The organism is Streptomyces kunmingensis (assembly GCF_039533535.1).
In the GTDB taxonomy this organism is placed as follows: Bacteria; Actinomycetota; Actinomycetes; order Streptomycetales; family Streptomycetaceae; genus Streptomyces; species Streptomyces kunmingensis.
In genome coordinates this window covers 60,614-80,496 of sequence record NZ_BAAATS010000014.1, presented here as the reverse complement: position 1 = coordinate 80,496, position 19,883 = coordinate 60,614, and the positions used below count along the sequence as shown (strand labels likewise).

17 protein-coding genes and 1 pseudogene are annotated in these 19,883 nt (G+C 72.4%); 8 read left to right on the top strand and 10 right to left on the bottom strand.

The features are described from left to right. Position 1: 1 nt before the first annotated feature. The gene (locus ABD366_RS17490; protein WP_324766753.1) at positions 2 to 490 is read right to left on the bottom strand and encodes a hypothetical protein; all 489 of its coding nucleotides are present in this window, start codon (positions 488 to 490) and stop codon (positions 2 to 4) included. Between the two features lie 213 nt (positions 491 to 703). Between ABD366_RS17490 and ABD366_RS17485 the strand changes: the two genes are divergently transcribed. After that, positions 704 to 991: a hypothetical protein gene (locus ABD366_RS17485; protein WP_324766696.1), complete on the top strand. Its 288-nt coding sequence runs from the start codon at positions 704 to 706 to the stop codon at positions 989 to 991. Between the two features lie 218 nt (positions 992 to 1,209). Here ABD366_RS17485 and ABD366_RS17480 read toward each other — a convergent pair whose 3' ends face one another. From ABD366_RS17480 to ABD366_RS17470, 3 genes are read right to left on the bottom strand one after another with little or no spacing between them, the layout of a single operon-like run. Further along, positions 1,210 to 2,283 (bottom strand): prenyltransferase/squalene oxidase repeat-containing protein, encoded by a 1,074-nt coding sequence (locus ABD366_RS17480; protein ID WP_324766697.1) that lies wholly within the window; start codon positions 2,281 to 2,283, stop codon positions 1,210 to 1,212. Further along, positions 2,280 to 3,020 (bottom strand): class I SAM-dependent methyltransferase, encoded by a 741-nt coding sequence (locus tag ABD366_RS17475; RefSeq protein WP_324766698.1) that lies wholly within the window; start codon positions 3,018 to 3,020, stop codon positions 2,280 to 2,282. The genes ABD366_RS17480 and ABD366_RS17475 overlap by 4 nt, the downstream gene beginning before the upstream one ends. After that, complete coding sequence (locus ABD366_RS17470) at positions 3,014 to 4,360, bottom strand: glycosyltransferase family 4 protein (protein ID WP_324766699.1); 1,347 nt, start codon at positions 4,358 to 4,360, stop codon at positions 3,014 to 3,016. The genes ABD366_RS17475 and ABD366_RS17470 overlap by 7 nt, the downstream gene beginning before the upstream one ends. Positions 4,361 to 4,544: 184 nt before the next feature. Between ABD366_RS17470 and ABD366_RS17465 the strand changes: the two genes are divergently transcribed. Together ABD366_RS17465 and ABD366_RS17460 are read left to right on the top strand one after the other, a co-directional pair. Further along, positions 4,545 to 5,165 (top strand): TetR family transcriptional regulator, encoded by a 621-nt coding sequence (locus ABD366_RS17465; protein ID WP_324766700.1) that lies wholly within the window; start codon positions 4,545 to 4,547, stop codon positions 5,163 to 5,165. A gap of 146 nt (positions 5,166 to 5,311) precedes the next feature. Beyond that, positions 5,312 to 5,776: pseudogene (locus ABD366_RS17460) on the top strand (LuxR C-terminal-related transcriptional regulator); the annotation flags it as partial. Here ABD366_RS17460 and ABD366_RS17455 read toward each other — a convergent pair. From ABD366_RS17455 to ABD366_RS17430, 6 genes are all read right to left on the bottom strand, one after another. Further along, positions 5,690 to 7,576 (bottom strand): ABC transporter ATP-binding protein, encoded by a 1,887-nt coding sequence (locus ABD366_RS17455; protein WP_324766701.1) that lies wholly within the window; start codon positions 7,574 to 7,576, stop codon positions 5,690 to 5,692. The pseudogene ABD366_RS17460 and the gene ABD366_RS17455 sit on opposite strands and share 87 nt — an antisense overlap. Further along, the gene (locus ABD366_RS17450) at positions 7,573 to 9,738 is read right to left on the bottom strand and encodes an ABC transporter transmembrane domain-containing protein (protein ID WP_425576962.1); all 2,166 of its coding nucleotides are present in this window, start codon (positions 9,736 to 9,738) and stop codon (positions 7,573 to 7,575) included. Before ABD366_RS17450 ends, ABD366_RS17455 begins: the two co-directional genes overlap by 4 nt. Positions 9,739 to 9,847: 109 nt before the next feature. Further along, positions 9,848 to 9,982 (bottom strand): SapB/AmfS family lanthipeptide, encoded by a 135-nt coding sequence (locus tag ABD366_RS17445; protein ID WP_324766703.1) that lies wholly within the window; start codon positions 9,980 to 9,982, stop codon positions 9,848 to 9,850. 89 nt (positions 9,983 to 10,071) lie between these two features. Then, a complete protein-coding gene (gene lanKC, locus ABD366_RS17440) occupies positions 10,072 to 12,714 on the bottom strand; it encodes a class III lanthionine synthetase LanKC (RefSeq protein WP_324766704.1) in 2,643 nt (880 codons plus the stop codon). Positions 12,715 to 12,889: 175 nt separating this feature from the next. Further along, a complete protein-coding gene (locus tag ABD366_RS17435; protein WP_324766705.1) occupies positions 12,890 to 13,123 on the bottom strand; it encodes a ferredoxin in 234 nt (77 codons plus the stop codon). A gap of 2 nt (positions 13,124 to 13,125) precedes the next feature. After that, positions 13,126 to 14,598, bottom strand: a complete 1,473-nt coding sequence (locus ABD366_RS17430; protein ID WP_324766706.1) for an aldehyde dehydrogenase — start codon at positions 14,596 to 14,598, stop codon at positions 13,126 to 13,128. Between the two features lie 205 nt (positions 14,599 to 14,803). On the opposite strand from ABD366_RS17430, the gene ABD366_RS17425 reads away from it, so the two are divergent. From ABD366_RS17425 to ABD366_RS17405, 5 genes are all read left to right on the top strand, one after another. Further along, complete coding sequence (locus tag ABD366_RS17425; protein WP_324766707.1) at positions 14,804 to 15,856, top strand: Strvi_7410 family MBL fold metallo-hydrolase; 1,053 nt, start codon at positions 14,804 to 14,806, stop codon at positions 15,854 to 15,856. 106 nt (positions 15,857 to 15,962) lie between these two features. Next, the gene (locus ABD366_RS17420; RefSeq protein ID WP_324766708.1) at positions 15,963 to 16,229 is read left to right on the top strand and encodes a hypothetical protein; all 267 of its coding nucleotides are present in this window, start codon (positions 15,963 to 15,965) and stop codon (positions 16,227 to 16,229) included. 14 nt (positions 16,230 to 16,243) lie between these two features. Continuing rightward, complete coding sequence (locus ABD366_RS17415) at positions 16,244 to 17,410, top strand: flotillin family protein (RefSeq protein WP_324766709.1); 1,167 nt, start codon at positions 16,244 to 16,246, stop codon at positions 17,408 to 17,410. A 554-nt stretch (positions 17,411 to 17,964) separates the two neighbouring features. Beyond that, positions 17,965 to 19,203 (top strand): SCO2321 family membrane protein, encoded by a 1,239-nt coding sequence (locus ABD366_RS17410; RefSeq protein WP_324766710.1) that lies wholly within the window; start codon positions 17,965 to 17,967, stop codon positions 19,201 to 19,203. Then, positions 19,200 to 19,883 (top strand): SCO2322 family protein, encoded by a 684-nt coding sequence (locus ABD366_RS17405; RefSeq protein WP_324766711.1) that lies wholly within the window; start codon positions 19,200 to 19,202, stop codon positions 19,881 to 19,883. The genes ABD366_RS17410 and ABD366_RS17405 overlap by 4 nt, the downstream gene beginning before the upstream one ends.

The following is a 19,883-nucleotide window of genomic DNA, read 5'->3' as shown; positions in this document are numbered from 1 at the left end:
CTCATGAGCCGCCGCTGCGCAGTTCGGACGCCGACGGCACCTTGTCCTTGACCGGCGCGCCCGCGTCGCTGCCCGCGCCCTTGACCTTGTTGATGATGTCGTCGAAGGACGAGGCGGCCGAGTCGTCGCCCTTGCGCAGCTTGCCCGGCAGGTCCTTGAGCGCGTCGATGCCGGAGGTGAGCGGGGCGACCGCCTTGGAGAGCGTGGGGTCGCCCTCGGCGTTCTTCTTCGCGGCCTTCAGCCGGTTGTAGGTGAGCGTGCCCGCCAGACCCGCCTTGACCAGCGCGAACTTACGTCCGTCGGCGCCCTTCTTGAACTTGCCGGCCTTCCACGGCTTGACGATCCACTGGTACGTGGCGCCGGCCGCGATGCCCGCGTTGGCCACGAACCGGGTCTTGGCGAGCTTCTGCTTCTGGGCGGTGGTGGAAGCGCTGGGGTCGGCCGTCGCGTCCTTGTCGTCACCGCCGCACGCGGTGGTGCCGGCCAGCATGGCGCCGCACAGGAGAACCGCCACGACCGGGCGGCGCAGGGGAAGGGGGAAGCTGAGCACCACGGGTACCTCCGGGGCGGGGGGCTGCACTTCTGGCAGCCTCACCCGGCCCGGCGGACTGCGCCACCCGGGCGAGCCCGTCCGGGTCGGTGTCCGTTCGCGGGGCGGTGCGCGCCCTGGTTTTCCCGCGGGATTCGGGGACATCCGGACTGCATGTCTGTGAATCGGAGAGGTTCAAGCGCAAGCCGGGTTGTCATGATCATTGCAGACATCCTGGCGGTCATTCTCGTCCTGTGGATCGTGATGTATCTGTTGGACGCGAATCGGGGCAACGACCTGGTCCAGTGGGTCCACGACGCGGCGAACTGGCTGGCCGGCTGGTCGCACGACCTGTTCACCTTCGACGCGGCGTGGGCGCGCGTGGTCGCGGGCTACGGCCTCGCGGCGGTCGTCTACCTGGCGATCGGCCACTTCGTCGCGAACCAGCTGCGCCGCCACTGAACGGCTCCGCCGTTGTGCCGGGCTCTTGTGACGGACCGGTGTGGTGGCGCGGGCCGCCGACCGGGGGCGCCCAGGCGGGGCTCCGCAGGAGGGGACGGCGGCGCGCGAACCAGCGGCGTGGCGCGCCCCCGGGCACGGATGGCCCGGGGCTGCGCCGCACGGCCGCGCGTGGGGCGGATCGGCGCTCCGGGCGGGATAAGTTCACACCCCCCGGAGGGTCAGACGCAGCAGTCCGGTTCGACACCGGAGGGCAACAGCTCGCCGCCGAACACCTGGCAGGTCGCTTCGTCCCCGCCGAGGGCCGCCACGGCGAGCAGGACGGAGCCCGCGGTCCACGTCGTGAGTTCCTCGGGCCACACGGCCCGGTCCTCGAAGACGTACCCGGTCCAGTAGAGGCCGGTCCGCGGGTCACGCAGGTGCTGGATGTCCTGAAGGATCGTCAGCGCGCGGTCGGACTCGCCCATCGCCCAGAGAGCGAGGGCTAGTTCGGCGCTCTCGCCGCCGGTCACCCAGGGGTTCGGCACGACGCAGCGCACGCCGAGTCCGGGCACCACGAACCGCTCCCAGCCGTCCTCGATACGTGCCTTCGCGTCGGCGCCGCGCAGCGCGCCGCCGAGGACCGGGTAGTACCAGTCCATGGAGTAGCGGTCCTTGTCGAGGAACCGCCCGGGGTGGCGCCGGATCGCGTGCCGCAGTGCGCCGAGGGCCAACTCCCAGTCGGGCTGCGGCTCTTCGCGCTGCTCGGCGATGGCGAGCGCGCAGCGCAGGGCGTGGTGGATCGAGGAACTGCCGGTCAGCAGCGCGTCGTTCACCGCGGTGCCGTCCGCGTCGCGCTTCCAGCCGATCTGGCCGCCGGGCTGTTGCAGCCGCAGCACGAACTCGACGGCGGCGCACACCACGGGCCACATGCGGTCCAGGAAGGCGTCGTCGCCGGTGGAGAGGTAGTGGTGCCAGACGCCGACGGCCACGTAGGCGACGAAGTTGGTCTCGCGGCCCCGGTCGGTGACGTCGTCCGGATCGCCGTCCTGGTAGGCGGCGTACCAGGATCCGTCCTCGTTCTGGTGCCGGGCGAGCCAGTCGTAGGCGCGGGCCGCGGCCTCGTGCTCGCCGGCCACGTCGAGCGCCATGGCGGTCTCGGTGTGGTCCCACGGGTCGAGGTGGTGGCGGCGGAACCACGGGATGGCGCCGTCCGGGCGCTGTACGGCGAGCAGCCCGCGCACGGTGTGCCCGACCTGATCGGCCGTCAGTACGCCGTCGAGTACGAGGAGTTCGGTCCGCTCGGGACTGCTCACGCAGCGGCCCCGCTGGCCTTCGGCAGGTGCGGCTTGGTGGCGTAGGCGACGAAGCTCTTGCCGACGACGGGGTTGAGGAGTTGCTCGGCGACCCGGGTGAGGGCGGGCTTCTTCATGATGTCCCAGACCAGGAGCTTGTGGTACGCCTTCACCGGCAGCGCCTTGTCGTTGTCGACGCCGAACGCGCACTTGAGCCACCAGTACGGGGCGTGCAGGGCGTGCGCGTGGTGCGTGCCGTAGGGCTTGAGGCCCGCTTCGCGCATCCGGCCGAGGAGTTCGTCGGCCTTGTAGATGCGGATGTGGCCGCCCTCGACCTCGTGGTACTCGTCGGAGAGCGCCCAGCACACCTTCTCGGGGCCGTAGCGCGGCACGGTGACGGCGATGCGGCCGCCGGGCTTGAGGACGCGCACCATCTCGGCGAGCACGCCCTTGTCGTCGGGGATGTGCTCCATCACTTCGCTGATGATGACGACGTCGAACGACTCGTCGGGGAAGGGGAGTTGGAGCGCGTCACCCTCCATCGCCGTGGCGGTGGCGCCGGCCGGGGCCTCGCCGGCCTCCTTCATGGCGGCGAACCACTTGGCGACCTCGGCGATCTCCTCCGCGTTCTGGTCGAGCGCGACGACCTGGGCCCCGCGCCGGTAGCACTCGAAGGCGTGCCGGCCGGCTCCGCAGCCGAGGTCGAGGACGCGATCACCCGCGGCGAGCGGGAAGCGGGTGAAGTCGACGGTCAGCACGTGGCCCTGCTTTCCTGAGAGGTTTCCTGAGGAGTCTTCTGGTGGGGTCGGACGGAGGCGCCGGGGGCCGCGTCGATGGCCGCGCGGTACAGCTCGGCCGTGCCCTGGGCGGCCCGCGCCCAGGTGAAGCGGGCGAGGACCCGGGCGCGGCCCGCGGCGCCGAGGCGGGCGCGCAGGTCCTCGTCGCCGAGCAGGCGCAGGAGGGCCGCGGCGAGTGCGCCGGGGTCGCCCGTGGGCACCGCGAGGCAGGTCTCGCCGTCGGGTCCGGCGACCTCGGGGATCGCGCCGCCGGTGGTGGCGACGAGCGGGGTGCCGGTGGCCATGGCCTCGGCGGCGGGCAGCGAGAACCCTTCGTAGAGGGAGGGCACGCAGGCGACCTGCGCGGAGCGCACGAGGTCCACCAGTTCCTGGTCGCTGATGCCCTTGACGAACTGCACGGCGTCCTCGAGGCCGTACCGCTCGATGGCCTGGGCGACGGGCCCGTCCTCGGCGCGCTTGCCGACGACGACGAGATGGGCGCCGGGCTGCTCGGCCCGCACCTTGGCGAGCGCCTCGACGAGGTACACGAGGCCCTTGAGCGGGACGTCGGCGCTGGACGTCGTCACGATCCGCCCTGCGACCACCGGTACGGCCGGATTCGGCGAGAAGAGGTCGGTGTCGGCGCCGATGTGGACGACGCTGATCCGGCTCTCCCGGACACCGAGGTGCTGGACGATCTCGTCGCGGGAGGTGCCGGAGACGGTGAGGACGGACGGCAGGCGGCGCGCGACGCGCTTCTGCATGCGGGTGAACGCGTACCAGCGGCGCACCGACATCCGCCGCTTCCAGCTCTCCGCGGCGTCCAGCTCCAGCTGCCGGTCGACGGTGATGGGGTGGTGGATGGTGGTGACCAGCGGGGCGCCGAGCGCGTCGGGGCCGCCGAGGAGGCCGTAGCCGAGGGTCTGGTTGTCGTGCACGACGTCGAAGTCGCCGCGGCGGGCGCGCAGATGGCGCCGGGCGCGCAGGGAGAACGTCAGCGGCTCGGGGAAGCCGCCGGTCCACATGGTGCCGACCTCGACGCCGTCGACCCAGTCGCGGTACTCGTCACGCTTCGGGGTACGGAACGGGTCGGGGCTGCGGTACAGGTCGAGGCTGGGCAGCTCGGTGAGCGAGAGCCCGGCCGCGCCGCTGCCGTCGAGGACCTCGTCGAGGACGGGGTAGGGCTGGGCGCCGATCACCTCGACCCGGTGGCCGAGGCGGGCCAGCTCACGGGAGAGGTGCCGCACGTACACGCCCTGGCCCCCGCAGAACGGGTTGCCCTTGTACGTGAGGAGAGCGATGCGCAACGACTCCGCGGTCACTCCAGGCCACCCTTCTCCCTGCTTGCCCGTGGACACTGGACACTACGTGGGGACGCTAATCTAGAACAAGTTTCAGACTTGATCGTTCAATGAGCACCGAATCTACCGGCAGGTAGCCAGGCTGTGACCGGCGGATCGGGTGATTCACGCCACGGCCGGGACCACGGGACACGGAAGCGAACTGATGACAGCTCCGGACGCCAGAAGCTCCGCACAGGGCGCCCCCGCGCTCACCGAGCGGCAGGAGGCGCGGCGGCGCCGCATCCTGCACGCGAGCGCTCAGCTGGCGGCGCGCGGCGGCTTCGACGCGGTGCAGATGCGCGAGGTCGCCGAGGACTCGCAGGTCGCTCTCGGCACGCTGTACCGCTACTTCCCGAGCAAGGTCCATCTGCTGGTCGCCACCATGCAGGACCAGCTCCAGCACATGCACACCACGGTCCGCAAGCGCCCGCCGTCCTCGGACTCCCCCGCCGAGCGGGTCGCCGAGACGCTGATGCGGGCGTTCCGGGCGCTCCAGCGCGAGCCGCACCTGGCCGACGCGATGGTCCGCGCGCTCACCTTCGCGGACCGCAGCGTCAGTCCGGAGGTCGACCAGGTCTCCCGGCAGACCACGGCGATCATCCTGGACGCGATGGAGCTGGACGATCCGACCCCGGCGCAGCTCTCCGCCGTCCGGGTCATCGAACACACCTGGCACTCGGCGCTCATCACATGGCTGTCGGGCCGGGCCTCGATCGCCCAGGTGAAGATCGACATCGAGACGGTCTGCAAGCTCATCGACCTGACGGATCCCGGCCGGCAGTGACTCCCGGCCACCGTTGGCCAGTTCTGCCCATTGAGAACGGGGCACTCGACTGTTCAATTGTTGCTGCGCTGTACGAAGCAGCCGGAGCGGACGTTTTCTAGGGGGCAGACGTGACGCGGGTACTTCTTGTGCACGACTCCTGTCTGATGCGTTCGGCCCTTGCCGAACGGTTGGCGAAGGAGCCGGACCTGGAGGTGCACCACGCGCCGTGGCGCAGCGCACCCAGCAAGGCGAACTCGGTCGACCCGCACATCTGCGTGGCCGACCTGGACTGCGAGACGCCTTACGGGATACCGCCGTTGAGCGAGCTGCGGTGCTCGCTCGTGGTGCTCGGCACCGCCAGCAGGCCCGGCCTGCTGCGCCGGGCCGTGGAGGCGCGGGCGCTCGGTTTCGTGGACAAGGACGGCCCGGTGGAGCAGCTCCTCACGGGCATAAGACAGGTGGCCAGGGGGCAGCGTTTCGTCGACGACTCGCTGGGCTTCGGCTTCCTGAAAGCCTCACAGAACCCGTTGACGTTACGGGAGTTAGGGGTGTTGTCGCTCGCCGCCGGAGGCGCTTCGATCGCCGAGATCGCGCGCAGCCTGCATCTGTCCAACGGCACGGTGCGCAATTACATGGCCGCCATCACCCGCAAGATCGGCGCCCGCAACAGGATCGACGCGATCCGTATCTCCCAGGGCGAGGGCTGGCTGTGACGGCCGTGGCCCCGCGGGCTCGCCCCACTCCCCGGCCAGGTCGCGGTAGAGCGACGAGCGTACGAGCAGCTCCTCATGGCGGCCGCAGACGGTACGCGGGCCGTCCATGACGAGGATCCGGTCGGCCCGGTGGGCGGAGCTGATCCGGTGCGCGACGACCACGAGCGTGCCGCCCGGCCGGGCGGCGAACGCCCGCTCCGCACGCTCCTCCGCGGCCGGGTCGAGATGACAGGTGGCCTCGTCGAGCACGGCCAGGGGGGCGGGCGAGAGGTAGGCGCGGGTCAGCGCGACCAGCTGCCGCTCCCCCGCCGACAGGGCCGCCGGGTCGAGCGGGGCGTCGAACCCGCCGAGGCGCCCGAGCAGCGTGTCGAGCCCGATCGCGGTGGCGGCGCGGGTGAGTTCGCCGTCGGGCACCGGGTCGGGGCGCAGATAGCCGAGGTTGTCGCGCAGGGTGCCGCTGAAGACGTACGCCTCCTGCGGGATCAGCACCCGCTGCGCGGCGGCCTGCTCGCAGCGCGGGGGAAGCCCGCACACCCGGATGTCGCCGGCTCCGGGTACGAGCAGTCCGGCGGCGAGTCCGGCCAGAGTGGATTTGCCGATGCCGCTGGGGCCCACGACGGCGAGGTGGCCGCCTTGGGGGACGGTCAGGGTGAGGCCGTCGAGGACCGGCTCGGCGCCCGGCCCGTAGGCGAAGGTCAGTGCGGTGGCTTCCAGGGCGGGTGCGGACGGGTCCCATGCTTCACGCGTCAACTCGCTCAAAGACGAATCCTGTTGACCCGTCTCGGAGGTCAGCCTGCGCAGGACGACGACCAGGCGTGAGCCGCCCGCGCCGAGGCCGTGCACCAGGTTCCGCAGGGCGGGCAGCAGGGACTGGCTGACGTAGGCGAGGGCGCCGACCAGGGCGCCGGGGCTCACACCGCGGTCCAGGGTCCACGGCGCCGTCACCAGGAGCAGCAGGAGCGGCAGCTGTCCGCCGATGCCGAGGGCGAGCACGCGGGGCACGGCCCACCACGCCAGGGTGCGCGCGGCCCGGTACTGGCGGTCGATGAGTGTGCCCGCGTCCCGGGCCGTCGGCTCCTCGGCGCCGGCCGCCGTGACGTCCCTGAGCCCGGCGCACACGAGGGCGAGGCGGGCCGAGACGCTCTCGTCGGCGATGAGGAACCTCTCCTGCCCGCGGGAGAGGGGGCGCAGCGTGCCGAGGAACAGGGCGAGCCCGGCGACCAGCGGCGGCGCGACCACGAGCAGCAGCACCGGGGCGAGCGAGAACAGGCCGATCAGGGCGCCGGCCGCGGTGAACACGAAGGACCGGGACACCATGATCAGGCCGGCGAAGGTGTCGCGGGCGATCTCCACCTGCTGGGTGAGCCGGGACACCGCCGCTCCGTCGCCGTCGAGCACCCCCCGCTCGACGACCCGGCGCACGAGGAGGTCCCGCAGCGGCTCGACGAGTCCGGCGACGGCGCTGTAGACCCGGGCCGTGCCGACCGCGCCCGCGACGACGCCGAGCACGGCGACGCCCAGCCACAGCAGGCCGATGTCCTGGCGCCCGGCGAGGAACCCGTCGTCCAGCGCCCGGGCGAGGGCCAGGCCGAGCAGGAACGTCTGCCCCGTCTCCAGGACCGACCAGGCGGCGAGCCGGGCGAGGGTGGCGCGGCGCCGCAGCAGGAAGCGCAGGCCCCGGCGGTACGTTCCCGGGCGGGGCGGGGTCGCGGTCACGCCGCCCCACCGGCCCCAGTGGCCCCGTCGGCCCCGTCGGCCTCACTGTCCCTGTCGGCCCCGGCGGCCCCGGCGGCCTCGTCGGTCCGGCTGGCGCCGTCGCCGGCGAACACCGCGCGGTAGGCGGGGTCGTTCCAGAGCCGCGCGTGCGGGCCGAGCGCGCGCAGGCGGCCGGCATCGAGCCAGGCCACGGTGGAGGCGCGGGCGGCGGTCGTGGCGCGGTGGGCGACGACGAGGCGGGTGGTCCCGGGGGCGTGCCGCAGGAGGGCGGCGGCGATCTCCCGTTCGGTGATCATGTCCAGGCTGGACAGGGCGTCGTCGAGGACGAGTAGCCGCCCACCGTGCGCGAACGCCCGTGCCAGGCCGAGGCGTTGGACCTCGCCGCCGGACAGGGGCGCGTCCGCGCAGGCGGTGGCGTATCCGTCGGGGAGGCGGCGTACGAAGCCGTCGGCGTGGGCGGCTTCGGCGGCGCGCAGGACCCGGTCGCCATGCGGGGGCCGGGGATCCGGGCCAAGGGCGACCCGGTCGGCGTCCGGCGTACGAGGATCCGGGCCGAGGGCGACCCGGTCGGCGTCCGGCGTACGGGGATCCGGGCCGAGGGCGACCCGGTCGGCGTCCGGCGTACGAGGATCCGGGCCGAGGGCGCCCCGGTCGGCGTCCGGCGTACGGGGATCCGGGCCGAGGGCGCCCCGGTCGGCGTCCGGCGTACGAGGATCCGGGCCGAGGGCGACCCGATCGGCGTCCGGCGTACGAGGATCCGGGCCGAGGGCGACCCGGTCGGCGTCCGGCGTACGAGGATCCGGGCCGAGGGCGCCCCGGTCGGCGTCCGGCGTACGAGGATCCGGGCCGAGGGCGATCGTGTCGGCGAGGGTGTCGCCGAGCAGGGCGGGGCGTTCGAAGGCGTAGCCGATCGCGGCGCGGAGTTCGGTGCGGCCCAGTTCGGGCAGCGGGGTGCCGTCGAGGAGGACGGTGCCCTCGTCCGGGTCGGCGAGGCGGCCCGCGAGGGCGGCGAGGAGGGACTTGCCCGCGCCGGACGCGCCGACCACGGCGAGCGTCTCGCCCGCGGGGACGGTCAGGTCGATGTGGTCGAGTACGGTGCGGCCGTCGCGGCGGGCGGTGACGCCTCGCAGCTCCAATCGGCCGCCGCCGGGGGCGAGTTGCGCGTCTCCGTGCTGGGGGGCGGGCTCGTCCAGGACCTCGCCGAGGCGTTGCGCGGCGGCGCGGGTGCGGACCAGGGCCGCGAGGTCGCCGACGAGCACGCCGACCCCGGTGGCGAGGACGGCGTAGCGGGAGGCGGCGAGCAACTCCCCCACGGACAGGCGGTGGTGGAGGAGCAGCAGGCCGGCCGTCGCGATCACCGCGATCTGCAGCAGGGGCGCGAGGGCCACCGCTCCCGCACTCGCCCGCCCCTGCACACGCCACAACCGCAGCCCCTGATGGCTGAGTTCGGGCAGGGGCTCCAGTACGCGCGCCGCCTCCCGGTCCGCGGTGCGGGCGGCGGCGATGGTGCGGGCGCCGCCGATCGCCTCGGTGAGCCGGGTCGCGATCGAGCCCTGTGCGCGCAGATAGGCGGCGACGCAGTCGGACGAGGCCCGCGCGAAGGCGCGCAGCAGCAGGGCGAGGGCGGGCGCCCCGGCGAGGAACGCTGCGGCGAGCCAGAGGTCGGTGAGTGCCAGGGCGGCGATCGCGCCGACGGGCAGGACGAGGGTGGCGGCGAGTGCGGCCACGGTCGCGGGGGCGGGCCCGGCCTGTGCGGTACCGCCGACGAGCCGCGCGACGAGGTCGCCGGCGGGGAACCGCGCGGTGGCCCCGGGTCCGACGGCGAGGACGTGCCGGACGAGACGGCGGCGCAGCCAGGCCGTGGTGCGGGCGCTGGTGGCACCGGTGAGGACGGACTCGCAGCAGTCGAGGAGCGTGAGGCCGCCGAGCAGGGCGGCGCAGAGCACCAGCCAGTGAGCGGCGTCGCCGCCCGCCGGGTCGCCGCCGCCCGCGGAGTGCGCGGCGAGCAGGGCGTCCACGGTGCGCCCGAGGACGTACGGCAGGAGCAGGCCCGTGCCCGCGGAGGCGACGGTGAGCAGGCACAGGGCCAGGCACCGGCCGGCGCTGTACCGGGTGGCGGTGCGCAGGAGCGTGTCGCCGGACGTCTTCACAGGGCCTCGCATCCGTGGTTCGCGTCCGGGGGACGGGGCGGGAACGGGGACGGGGCCGCCCGTCAGGGGGCGGCCCCGCCGTCATCGGTGCAGGAAGGCCTTCACCGGCGCGGACAGACCGTCACAGACACAGGATCGTGCTGTTGGAGCTGTGCTTGTCGCAGAGCAGCAGGCTGACGTTGCTGCCCTCGCCGCCGCCGCCACCGCCACCGGTGGTCTCGTCGGCTTCCAGGTTCTGCAGGTCGAGAAGGGCCATGGGATTACCTTTCGTCGCTGTTGCATTTTGTGGGGACGGGATGGTGCTGTGCGGTTGTGTCACGACTCCGGACGGTGCCGGAACCGGTCTCAGGGCTGCCGCAGGGGCGGCAGGAACGGCAGATGCGCGCCGCACTCCTCGTCCAGGGCCGCACCGAGGGCGAGCAGGCACCCTGCCGTTCCGGTGCCGAGGTCCATGGACAGGCGCATCATCTGGTGTCCGGGGAAGGCGAGTTGGTCCTGGTAGCGCATCGACAGCCAGCCCAGGGCGTCGACCTGTGCGGCGAGCCGCGTGCCGGTGGCGCCGGGCGTGGTGGTGCGGGCGAGGTGCAGGATCATGCCGGCGCGGCCCTCGAACAGGCCGGGCTGGACGTAGAAGCGGGAGGACGCCGCGGTGAGTACGGCCTGCCGGAGCTGTGCGGTGTCCCGGCCTCCGAGGTCCGCGTCCGGGGCGAGCCGTAGGTGGTCGTCGAGGACCAGGCCGATCCCGGCGCTGCCGTCACCGAGGTAGGGCATGGTGCGCCAGCCCTCGTCGACCTGGAGACCGCCGTCGGACGCCGTGCGGCACCGGTCCAGGTCGAGCTCCAGTGCGCTGCCCGCCAGGTCCAGGTACGCGGCGTCGCCGGTGTGCTCGTACCGGCGCAGCAGGAAGAGGGCGGGTCCGCTCAGTCCGCGCATCAGTCCGGCCCGCCGCTTGGAGGTGGGCACGCGGTCGGTGGACCGTACGTGGACGATCCGGTCGGCGACGATGTCCGCCGCCTCCGTGGCCCGGTCGGCGAGGGCGCTCTCGCCGGTGGTGCGGGCGAGGTGGTCGAGGACCAGGCCGACCCCGGCGAGCCCGCTGTGCAGTCCCACGGCGAGCCGCTGCCACTTCTCGGTCAGCAGGCGTTCGGCCAGGTCGAGGGCGCGCAGGGGGTAGCCGAGGCGGTCCAGGACGTACGCAATGCCGGCGATGCCGTCGTAGAGGCCGAGCGCGGTGCCGGGCGGCACGGGGTCGGTGTGGTCCAGGAGCCAGCGTTCACCTTGTTCGTAGCGGGGGGCACCGGTCTCGGCGAGGGCGTGCAGGACACCGGCCGCACCGTGGGCGAGGCCGAGGCCGCCGCCGATGGCGAACTGGGCGACGTCGCCGGGGAAGAGCCGGTCGTCGCGCTCCGGGGTGGCCGAGGCGAGGATGCCGGCGACCATGGAGTCGCGGCTGCGCGGCCAGTCGCCGGGCTCGACGGGCGGAACGGTGCCGGCCGTATGTCTCACCGGGGCAGGGACCTTCGCCGGAGCCGGCGCTTCGCCCGCATCCCGGGTGATCTCGGCGACCGCCTCGTCCAAAAACTCCCGTGGCACGGTGGGGAATTCGGCCGCGATCACGTCGGCCAGGTGGGCGGCCTTGCCGCGGTCGACGACGAACAGTGTCGTCACGGGCAGGAACATGGCGATGCGCAGGCACGCGAGGGCGTAGCGGTCGATGTCGGTGCCGCTGCGGTCCATCGGCGCCCAGAAGCCCGGGTGGGCCAGCATCTGGCCGCCGTCCTCCTCGACGCGGGTGGCGGCCTCGAAGTCGATGAGGGTGACGGTCTCCTCGTCAGGGGCGACCATGATGTTGAACAGGTGCAGGTCGTTGAAGACGATGCCGCGTTCGTGGACGGCGGTCACCGCCTTCTCGACGGCGGCGTTGATGCGCAGCACCCAGGCCGCGTAGTCGGCGACGGCCGCCGGGTCGGGGGCGGGCGAGAGCAGCGGGTGGCGCTCGGCGAAGAACGCGTTGAGGGGGCGCCCCTCCACGTGGTCCATGACGAGGAAGCGGTGGTCTCCGACGAGGAACCAGTCGCGGACCTCGGGGGCGACGCCGAGCCCCGACAGGCGTTCCAGGGCGGCTTTCTCGCGGGCGAGGCGGGCGATGGCGTCGGCCCCGTCGGCGGCCAGTCCGGCGTGCGGGCGGCCTTCTTTGAGGACGACCTTGCGGCCGTCGCGGGTGTCGACCCCGCGGTAGACGCCGCCTCCGTTGGAGAAATGCAGGGCTTTCTCGAAGCGATAGGGGAGGTCGGTGACGGTCGTGGCGTTGCGCGCGTCGAAGTGGGGTTTCAAGAAGCCCGGCAGGGGCACCCAGTCGGGGACCTGGAACGCCGGGTCCCTGTTGTCGGGCACGAGGCGGCCCTCGCCGTCCTCGATGGCGGTGACGAGCGTGCCGCGTTCATTGACGACCATCCGGCGGGAAAAGGCGCCGTACCGCACATAGAGCGGTCCTTCGCCCCAGCGCAGATCGGTGAGAATGTACGGCCCGTCGAGGCCGCGCAGCAGTTCTGCCAACTCCTCCAGTATCCGGTGACACTGCTCGTCGTCGGCCGGATAGACGGTGACGAACTTCCCGCTGGTGTCGCGCCCCGCGTATTTCGCATTCCGTAAGTGAAGAACGTGCGGTGCCGGGACGAATTTGAAAGGGATGCCGCGGGGCACGCAGTAGTCCCAGACGGTGGAAGCGATCTTCTCGGCGGCCTCCCGGGTGGCCGAGGCATGTATTTTCCAGCCTTGCCCGGGGCCCTGGCGGGGGGTGCCGTCGGGGTCCAGCGGGGTGAGATTCAGCCATTCTCCGTTGTTGTCGGCGCGCCATCCGTCGGGGACCGCCCGGCGGGCCGTCTCGAACTCGGGCAGGGCGCGTGCTTTCCCGTCGGCGGAGAGCCGCTCCGGCGTCTCGTAGAAATGCGGATCGGCAAGGGCGTAGACCTCGTACCGCTTGTCCATGGCGTGGGTCGCCCTCCTTGGCATCTCGTTGTCGGCCGGCAACGAGATTCGCATGGGGCCAAGGAGGGCGGACAGTCACAACTGTCATCAGAAACAGTGCGGAACGCACGAGGAAAGTAATGTTCGCCCTGTTCGAGTTCACGTTTTGTTCCTATGCGTTCGAACAGGCCCTGTGTCACTCCTCGGGCGGGAACACCGGTTCACCCCCGCCGACGACCGTGATCGCGATCGCCTCGACGGGGCAGCCCTCCGCCGCGGCCAGGACCGCCTCGTTCGCGTCGGTCTCGGACTCCTCGGGGTGGGACTGGCGCGCCGTGCCGAGGCGGAACGCGCCCGGCGCGTGGTGCAGGCACATGCCCGAGCCGATGCACACGCCCCGGTCGACCTCGACATGCCAGCGGTCGCCCATGCTCAGCCCTCCTCGGGTGCGTACCCGGCGGGCAGGTGGATCATCTTGTGCTCCAGGTAGGCGCTGAAGCCCTCGGGCCCGAACTCCCGTCCCACACCGCTGTTCTTGTAGCCGCCGAAGGGTCCGAGCATGTCGAGGCTGAAGGTGTTGACGTTGTAGGTGCCCGTGCGTACCTGCCGCGCGATGTCGATGCCATGTCCGATGTCGCTGGTCCACACGCTGCCGCTGAGCCCGTAGTCGGAGTCGTTGGCGATCTTCAGGGCCTCGGTCTCGTCTCCGTACGGGAGGAGGCAGATGACGGGTCCGAAGATCTCCTCGCGGGCGATCCGCATGCCGTTGTGGACGTCGCCGAAGAGGGTCGGCTCGACGTACCAGCCGTGTTCGAGCCCTGCCGTGGTGGGTGCGCCGCCGCCGGTGAGGATCTTGGCGCCCTCCTCCTGGCCGATGCGGATGTAGTCGAGGTTGCGCTGCTGCTGGCGCTTCGCGACGAGCGGGCCGACCTGGGTGGCGGGGTCGAGCGGATCACCGACGACGAGTGCGGCGGCGGCTGCCGTGAACGCCTCGGCGAACTCGTCGTAGCGGGAGCGGGGCAGCAGGATGCGGGTCTGGGCGACGCAGGCCTGCCCGTTGTTCATCCAGGCGGCGGGCACGACCCCGGCGACGGTCGACTCGACGTCGGCGTCGGGCAGTACGACGGCGGCGGACTTGCCCCCCAACTCCAGGGTCACGCGCGTCAGATGACGGGCCGCGACCTCCATCACCCGCTTGCCGGCGGCGACGGACCCGGTGAAGGAGATCTTGTCGATGCCGGGATGCCCGACCAGGTACTCGCTCACCTCGCGGTCGGCGGGAAGGATGGACAGCACCCCCTCCGGCAGCCCGGCCTCCTTGGCGATGTCACCGAGGATGTACGCGTCCAGGGGCGACTCCGGCGACGGTTTCAGCACGACGGTGCAGCCGGCGAGGAGGGCGGGCGCGAGCTTGGCGGCGGCCACGAACTGCGGCACGTTCCACGGCACGACGGCCGCGACGACCCCGACCGGCTCGCGCCGCACGAGGAGCTTCCCGAGGGCGCCGTCGCGGGTCTCCTCGTACGTGAATGCGCGCGCGACGCCGATCGCGGAGTCCCACACCATCATCGCGCCGAGGGCCTGGGCGAGCACCGACCACGAGTAGGGGGAGCCGTTCTCCCGCGAGATGACCTTGGCGATCTCCTCATGGCGAACGGCGATGGCGTCCTTGATCCGTGAGACGACGGCGATCCGCTCGTCGAGGCTCATACGCGGCCAGGGCCCCTCGTCGAAGGCGCGGCGCGCGACGGCGACGGCGCGGTCCACGTCGGCGGGCGCGGCGTGCGGCACCCGTCCGAAGACCTCGCCGGTGTGCGGGGAGACGACCTCGATGACGTCCTTGCCGAGGGGGTCGGTCAACTCCCCGCCGATGAACAGCTGTCCGTGTTCCACGAGCTCGGTCATGGCGACTTCCGCTTCCGTGAGGCGTCCTGGGTACGGTTTCTGACGCTGCATCAGAACTGATACCAGTTCCAGTTGCGATGCGGAAGACGAGCGGCGGGCGAGGGGCGACGGCCGCCGAGCAGGTCGACCGGGGCAACCATTGAAACAAGTTCTACAAGTTCCATTACAGTGCTGGCAGTTCGGGACGACAGGGAGAGGCGGGCCCATGGCGCAGGCAACCCAGGTGACCGACCACGGCGGAGGCGTGCACAGCATCCGCGTACCGATCCCCGACAACCCGCTCGGCCACACCCTCATCCACCTCCTGGACACCGACGCGGGCCCCGTCCTCATCGACACCGGATGGGACGACCCGACGTCCTGGGCCGCGCTGACCGCGGGCCTCACCGCATGCGGCACCACGGTCACCGACCTCACCGGCGTCCTCATCACCCACCACCACCCCGACCACCACGGCCTCTCCGCGAAGGTCCGCGAGGCGTCCGGGGCGTGGATCGCGATGCACGAGGCGGATGCCGCGGTGGTACGCCGCACCCGTGAGAACCCGCCCTCGCGCTGGTACGCGTACATGGGCGCCAAACTCGCGGCGGCCGGGGCCCCCGAGGCCCACGTGGCACCGCTGCTCGCCGCCGCCGAGGCGGGCCGCCCGCGCCGCCTGCCCGGACTCGACCCGGCCCTGCCCGACCGCACCGTCACCCCCGGCGACCTCCTGGACCTGCCCGGCCGCAGACTGCGCGCGATCTGGACGCCCGGCCACACCCCCGGCCACCTCTGCCTGCACCTGGAGGAGGCCCACCCCGCGGGCCTGCCCGGCAACGGCCGCCTCTTCTCCGGCGACCACGTCCTGCCCGGCATCACCCCGCACATCGGCCTGTACGAGGACCCGGCCGTCGAGGAGGGCTCCACCGATCCGCTCGGCGACTACCTCGACTCCCTGGAGCGCGTCGGCCGCCTCGCCCCCGCCGAGGTGCTCCCCGCGCACCAGCATCCCTTCACCGACGCGCCCGCCCGCGTACGGGAGTTGCTGGAGCACCACGAGTCCCGCCTCACCGACCTGCGGGCCCTGCTGGCCACCCCGCTCACGCCGTGGCAGCTCGCGGAGCGCATGGAGTGGAACCGGCCCTGGGCCGACATCCCCTACGGCTCACGGAACATCGCCGTCTCCGAGGCGGAGGCCCACCTGCGCCGGCTGGTGAAACTGGGCCGCGCGGAGACGGTCGCCGGAAGCGATCCGGTGACGTATGTGGCGACCTCCTGACGAGCGCGGATCTTTGCCTCACCTGGATAGTTTGCCGCCGGACGCGGGCGTAGGGTCTGGCCTTCAAGGGCTCATACGAGCTGGAACGACAAGGGGGCAGCCGCCGATGGCGCCGGACGAGGCTGTGATCGGCTGTACGGGGGAACTGGTCGTCGGCACACGTGGGGCCGGCGGGCCGGGTGAGGTGCTGGTGCGGGTCAGAGGCGGCACGGAGACGTTCATCGCGTACTCCGACGAGCCGCTGACACGGGGTGCGACCGTACTGGTCGTGGAGTCCCTGGGACACCGGCAGGTCTCCGTCATGGCGTGGAGCGATCCACTGCTCGACCCACCGCTCGGCCCGTCGCCCGGCGACGGCGGCGGCGCCCGCTGAAGGAGACCACAGGGATGTTCGGATATCGCGTTCCCGCACCCGACGAGGCGATGCTGATCTCGGGCGGCAGGCGGGGACTTGGGGGAGCGCCGTTCCGTGTCGTCACCGGGCACGGAAAGTTCGTCCTGCCCGTCTTCCGCAAGACCCGCTTCCTCTCCCTCGCCATGAGCGAGTCGGAAGTGGTGGAGAAGTGCGTGACCCGGCAGGGCATCGCCCTGACCGTGCGCGCCGTCATCGCGTTCAAGGTCGGCAACGACCACGAGTCGATCGTCAACGCGGGCCAGCGCTTCCTCTCCGACCAGGAGCAGATGTCCGTCCTGACCGGGCGGATCTTCGCGGGCCACCTCCGCTCCATCATCGGCTCGATGACCGTCGAGGAGATCGTCACCGAGCGCCAGAAGCTGGCGACGGAGGTCCTCGACACCTCGAAGGCCGAGATGGCCAAGATCGGCCTGCACGTCGACTCGCTGCAGATCCAGTCCATCGACGACGGCAGCACCGGGTACATCGAGGCGATGTCCCGCCCGCACAAGGCCAACATCCAGCGCGCCGCGCAGATCGCTCAGGCGCAGGCCACACAAGCCTCCACGGAAGCCGAGCAGGCGGCGGCCCGCAAGCAGGCCGAGTACGCGCGGCAGACCGCGATCGTGCAGGCCGAGTACAGCGCGGAGGTCGACCGCGCCAAGGCGATGGCGGACCAGGCCGGGCCGCTGGCGCTGGCCCGCGCCCAGCAGGAGGTCCTCGAGGCGCAGACCGAACTCGCGCTCAAGCAGGCCGAGTTGCGGGAGAAGCAGCTGGTCGCCGAGATCGTGAAGCCGGCGCAGGCCGATGCGGAGCGGATCCGTGTCCTGGCCCTGGCCGAGGCCGAGCGGATGAAGATCCAGGCGGAGGCGGCGGCGTCGTACGACCGGGTCGCGCTGGACCGGATGCTCATCGATCAGCTGCCGCAGATCGTGAAGGAGGCGTCCGCCGGTCTTGCCGGGGCGAACGTGAATGTGCTGAACGGGGCGGACGGGCTCGGCGAGATCGCCGCCGGGCTGGTCGGGCAGGGGCTGACGATCCTCGACTCGGTCCGGAAGAATTTGAGCGGGCAGGACGGGGTGGCTGCGCCCGGTGCGGTGATCGAGCGGTATTTGGGGGCGCCGCGGGGGGATGATGACGGGCCGGTCGACGTGCGGTAGGGCTTCGCCGGGGCTGGTTTAGGGGTGCGGGTCCGTTGGGGCTGTTTGCGCCGTTCCCCGCGCCCCTGGGTGGCTGTCGTCGGGGCCGGTTGAGCGGTGCGGGTCCGTGGGGGCTGTTTGCGCCGTTCCCCGCGCCCCTGAAGGGGTGCATTCGCGGGTGCGGGAGCATCGTGGTTGCTCGCGCCGTTCCCCGCGCCCCTCAGCGGGGCTCCCGTCAGGCGGCTGCACCGTGCGGGGCGCTTGCCGTGTTCGCGCCGTTCCCCGCGCCCCTGAGCGGCGCTCGGCCTCCCCGGGGTCGGGCGGGCGGGGGCCGGTACAGTGGGTGGGTCGTCATATGCGCGTGCGTGGGGAAGCCGGTGCGAGTCCGGCGCTGATCCCTTCCCCAAGCTCTCGGCTTCGCTCGAGCAGGGAAGACCCCAGTCCGTACCAGCCGGAATGCCTCGGACGCGTCGTGATCGGCTCAGGACCGTCGAGGCATACGGGGCTGGAGCCGCCCGGTGCCCACGTGTGCCGTGCCGCCCGGCTCCCCCACAGGGAGAGGCACCCGCCCCACCATGAACATTCGCCGCAGCGCCGCGCTCGTCGCCGCGACCGTCGTGATCGGCGCCGTGAGCGCGCAGGCCTCGGTCGCGGACAGTGTCTCCCCCTCGGCTTCCTCCTCGCCGAAGACCGTCGTGCCGTCGGGGCTCTACGGGAAGTCCGACCCCACCTATGACGGCGTGTGGCGGCAGTCGCTCGCCTTCGTCGCCCAGGACACGGCCGGTGTGAAGCCGGCCGGCAAGGCCGTCGCCTGGCTCTCCGGGCAGCAGTGCGACAACGGCGGCTTCGCCGCCTTCCGCGCGGAGCCCGGCAAGGCGTGCGACGCCAAGACGCCCCTCGACAGCAACAGCACGGCCGCCGCCGTGCAGGCCCTGGTCGCGGTCGGCGGCCGGGACGGCGAGGTCTCCAAGGGCGTCGACTGGCTGAAGAAGAACCAGAACGACGACGGCGGCTGGGGCTACAACCCCGGCGGCGCCAGCGACGCGAACTCCACCTCCGTCGTGCTGGGCGCGCTCGCCGCCGCGGGCCAGAAGCCCGCCGACGTGAAGACGGGCCCCGGCAAGTCCGGCCTCGACGCCCTCGCCTCGCTCGCCCTGCCCTGCTCCGACGGCAAGAGCGCCGGCGCCGTCGCCTACCAGCCCGACAAGAAGGGCAAGCTCGCGGCGAACGCCGACGCCACCGCGGCCGGTGTCCTCGGCGCCCTCGGCTCCGGCTTCGCGCCGGACAGGGGCAAGGCCCCGGACGCGTACACGTGTGAGGACGGCAAGACGCCCGACGACCTCGCGCACAACGGCGCCGTCTACCTCCAGAACCAGCTCTCCACCCACCTGTACCTGAAGTCCCAGCTCGCCGGAGCCGAGGACCAGCCCGACTACGGCAACACCGCGGACGCGGTCACCGCGGTCGCCGCCGCCGAGGGCATCAAGTACACGAAGGACCCGTACGCCTGGCTGGAGAAGAACGCCAGGGCCTGGGCCGTGCAGTCCGGCCCCGCGGCCTACGCCCAGCTGATCTTCGCCGCGCACGCCACCGGCAACGACCCGCACGACTTCGGCGGCACCGACCTGGTCAGCGCCCTGAACAAGACCGGCCCGGCGCCCGCCTCCGCGAAGTCCGCCGACGAGAGCCAGGACAAGAAGGACGACAAGAGCGACGGCGGCGGCCTGGGCACCTGGTGGATCGTCGGCGTCATGTTCGTCGCCGCCGTCGGCGCGGGCTTCCTGATCAGCGGACGCAAGAAGCAGCAGCTGTGACGCGTACGAAGGCGACGGCCGGGCTCGTCCTGGGCCTGCTGTTCGCGCTCCTCGGGCTGACCGCGGCCCCGGCCCAGGCGGCGGGCTACCGCTACTGGTCGTTCTGGGAGCGGACCGGCGACGCGTGGACGTACGCGTCGATGGGCCCGTCCGGCACCACCCCGTCCGACGGCGACGTGCAGGGTTTCCGGTTCTCGGTCAGCGCGGACTCCAAAGACGCCACGCAGCCGCGCGGCACCGCCGACTTCGACACCATCTGCGCCGGCACCCCGGCGAAGGGCGGCGACAAGCGCGTCGCCCTCGTCATCGACTTCGGCACGGCGCAGGACGCGCCCGGCGTCGAGACCCCGCCGAAGCTCCGCACGGCCTGCGCGCAACTGGACGAGGATGCCACGTCCGCGGACGCGCTGGCCTCGGTCGCCAAGCCGCTGCGCTACAACAGCAACGCGCTGCTGTGCGCCATCGCCGGCTACCCGGAGACGGGCTGCGGCGAACAGGTGACGAAGAAGTCGACGGAGCCCTCGGGGTCCACGGGGTCCACGTTCGCCACGGACGGCGCCACCGCCACCCCCTCCACGAAGTCCTCCTCCGGCCCCTCCGTGGGGGTCATCGCCGGGGTCGCCGTCGTCGCCGTACTGGGCGTCGGCGCGATCTGGCAGGCCAAGCGCCGCCGCGGCTGA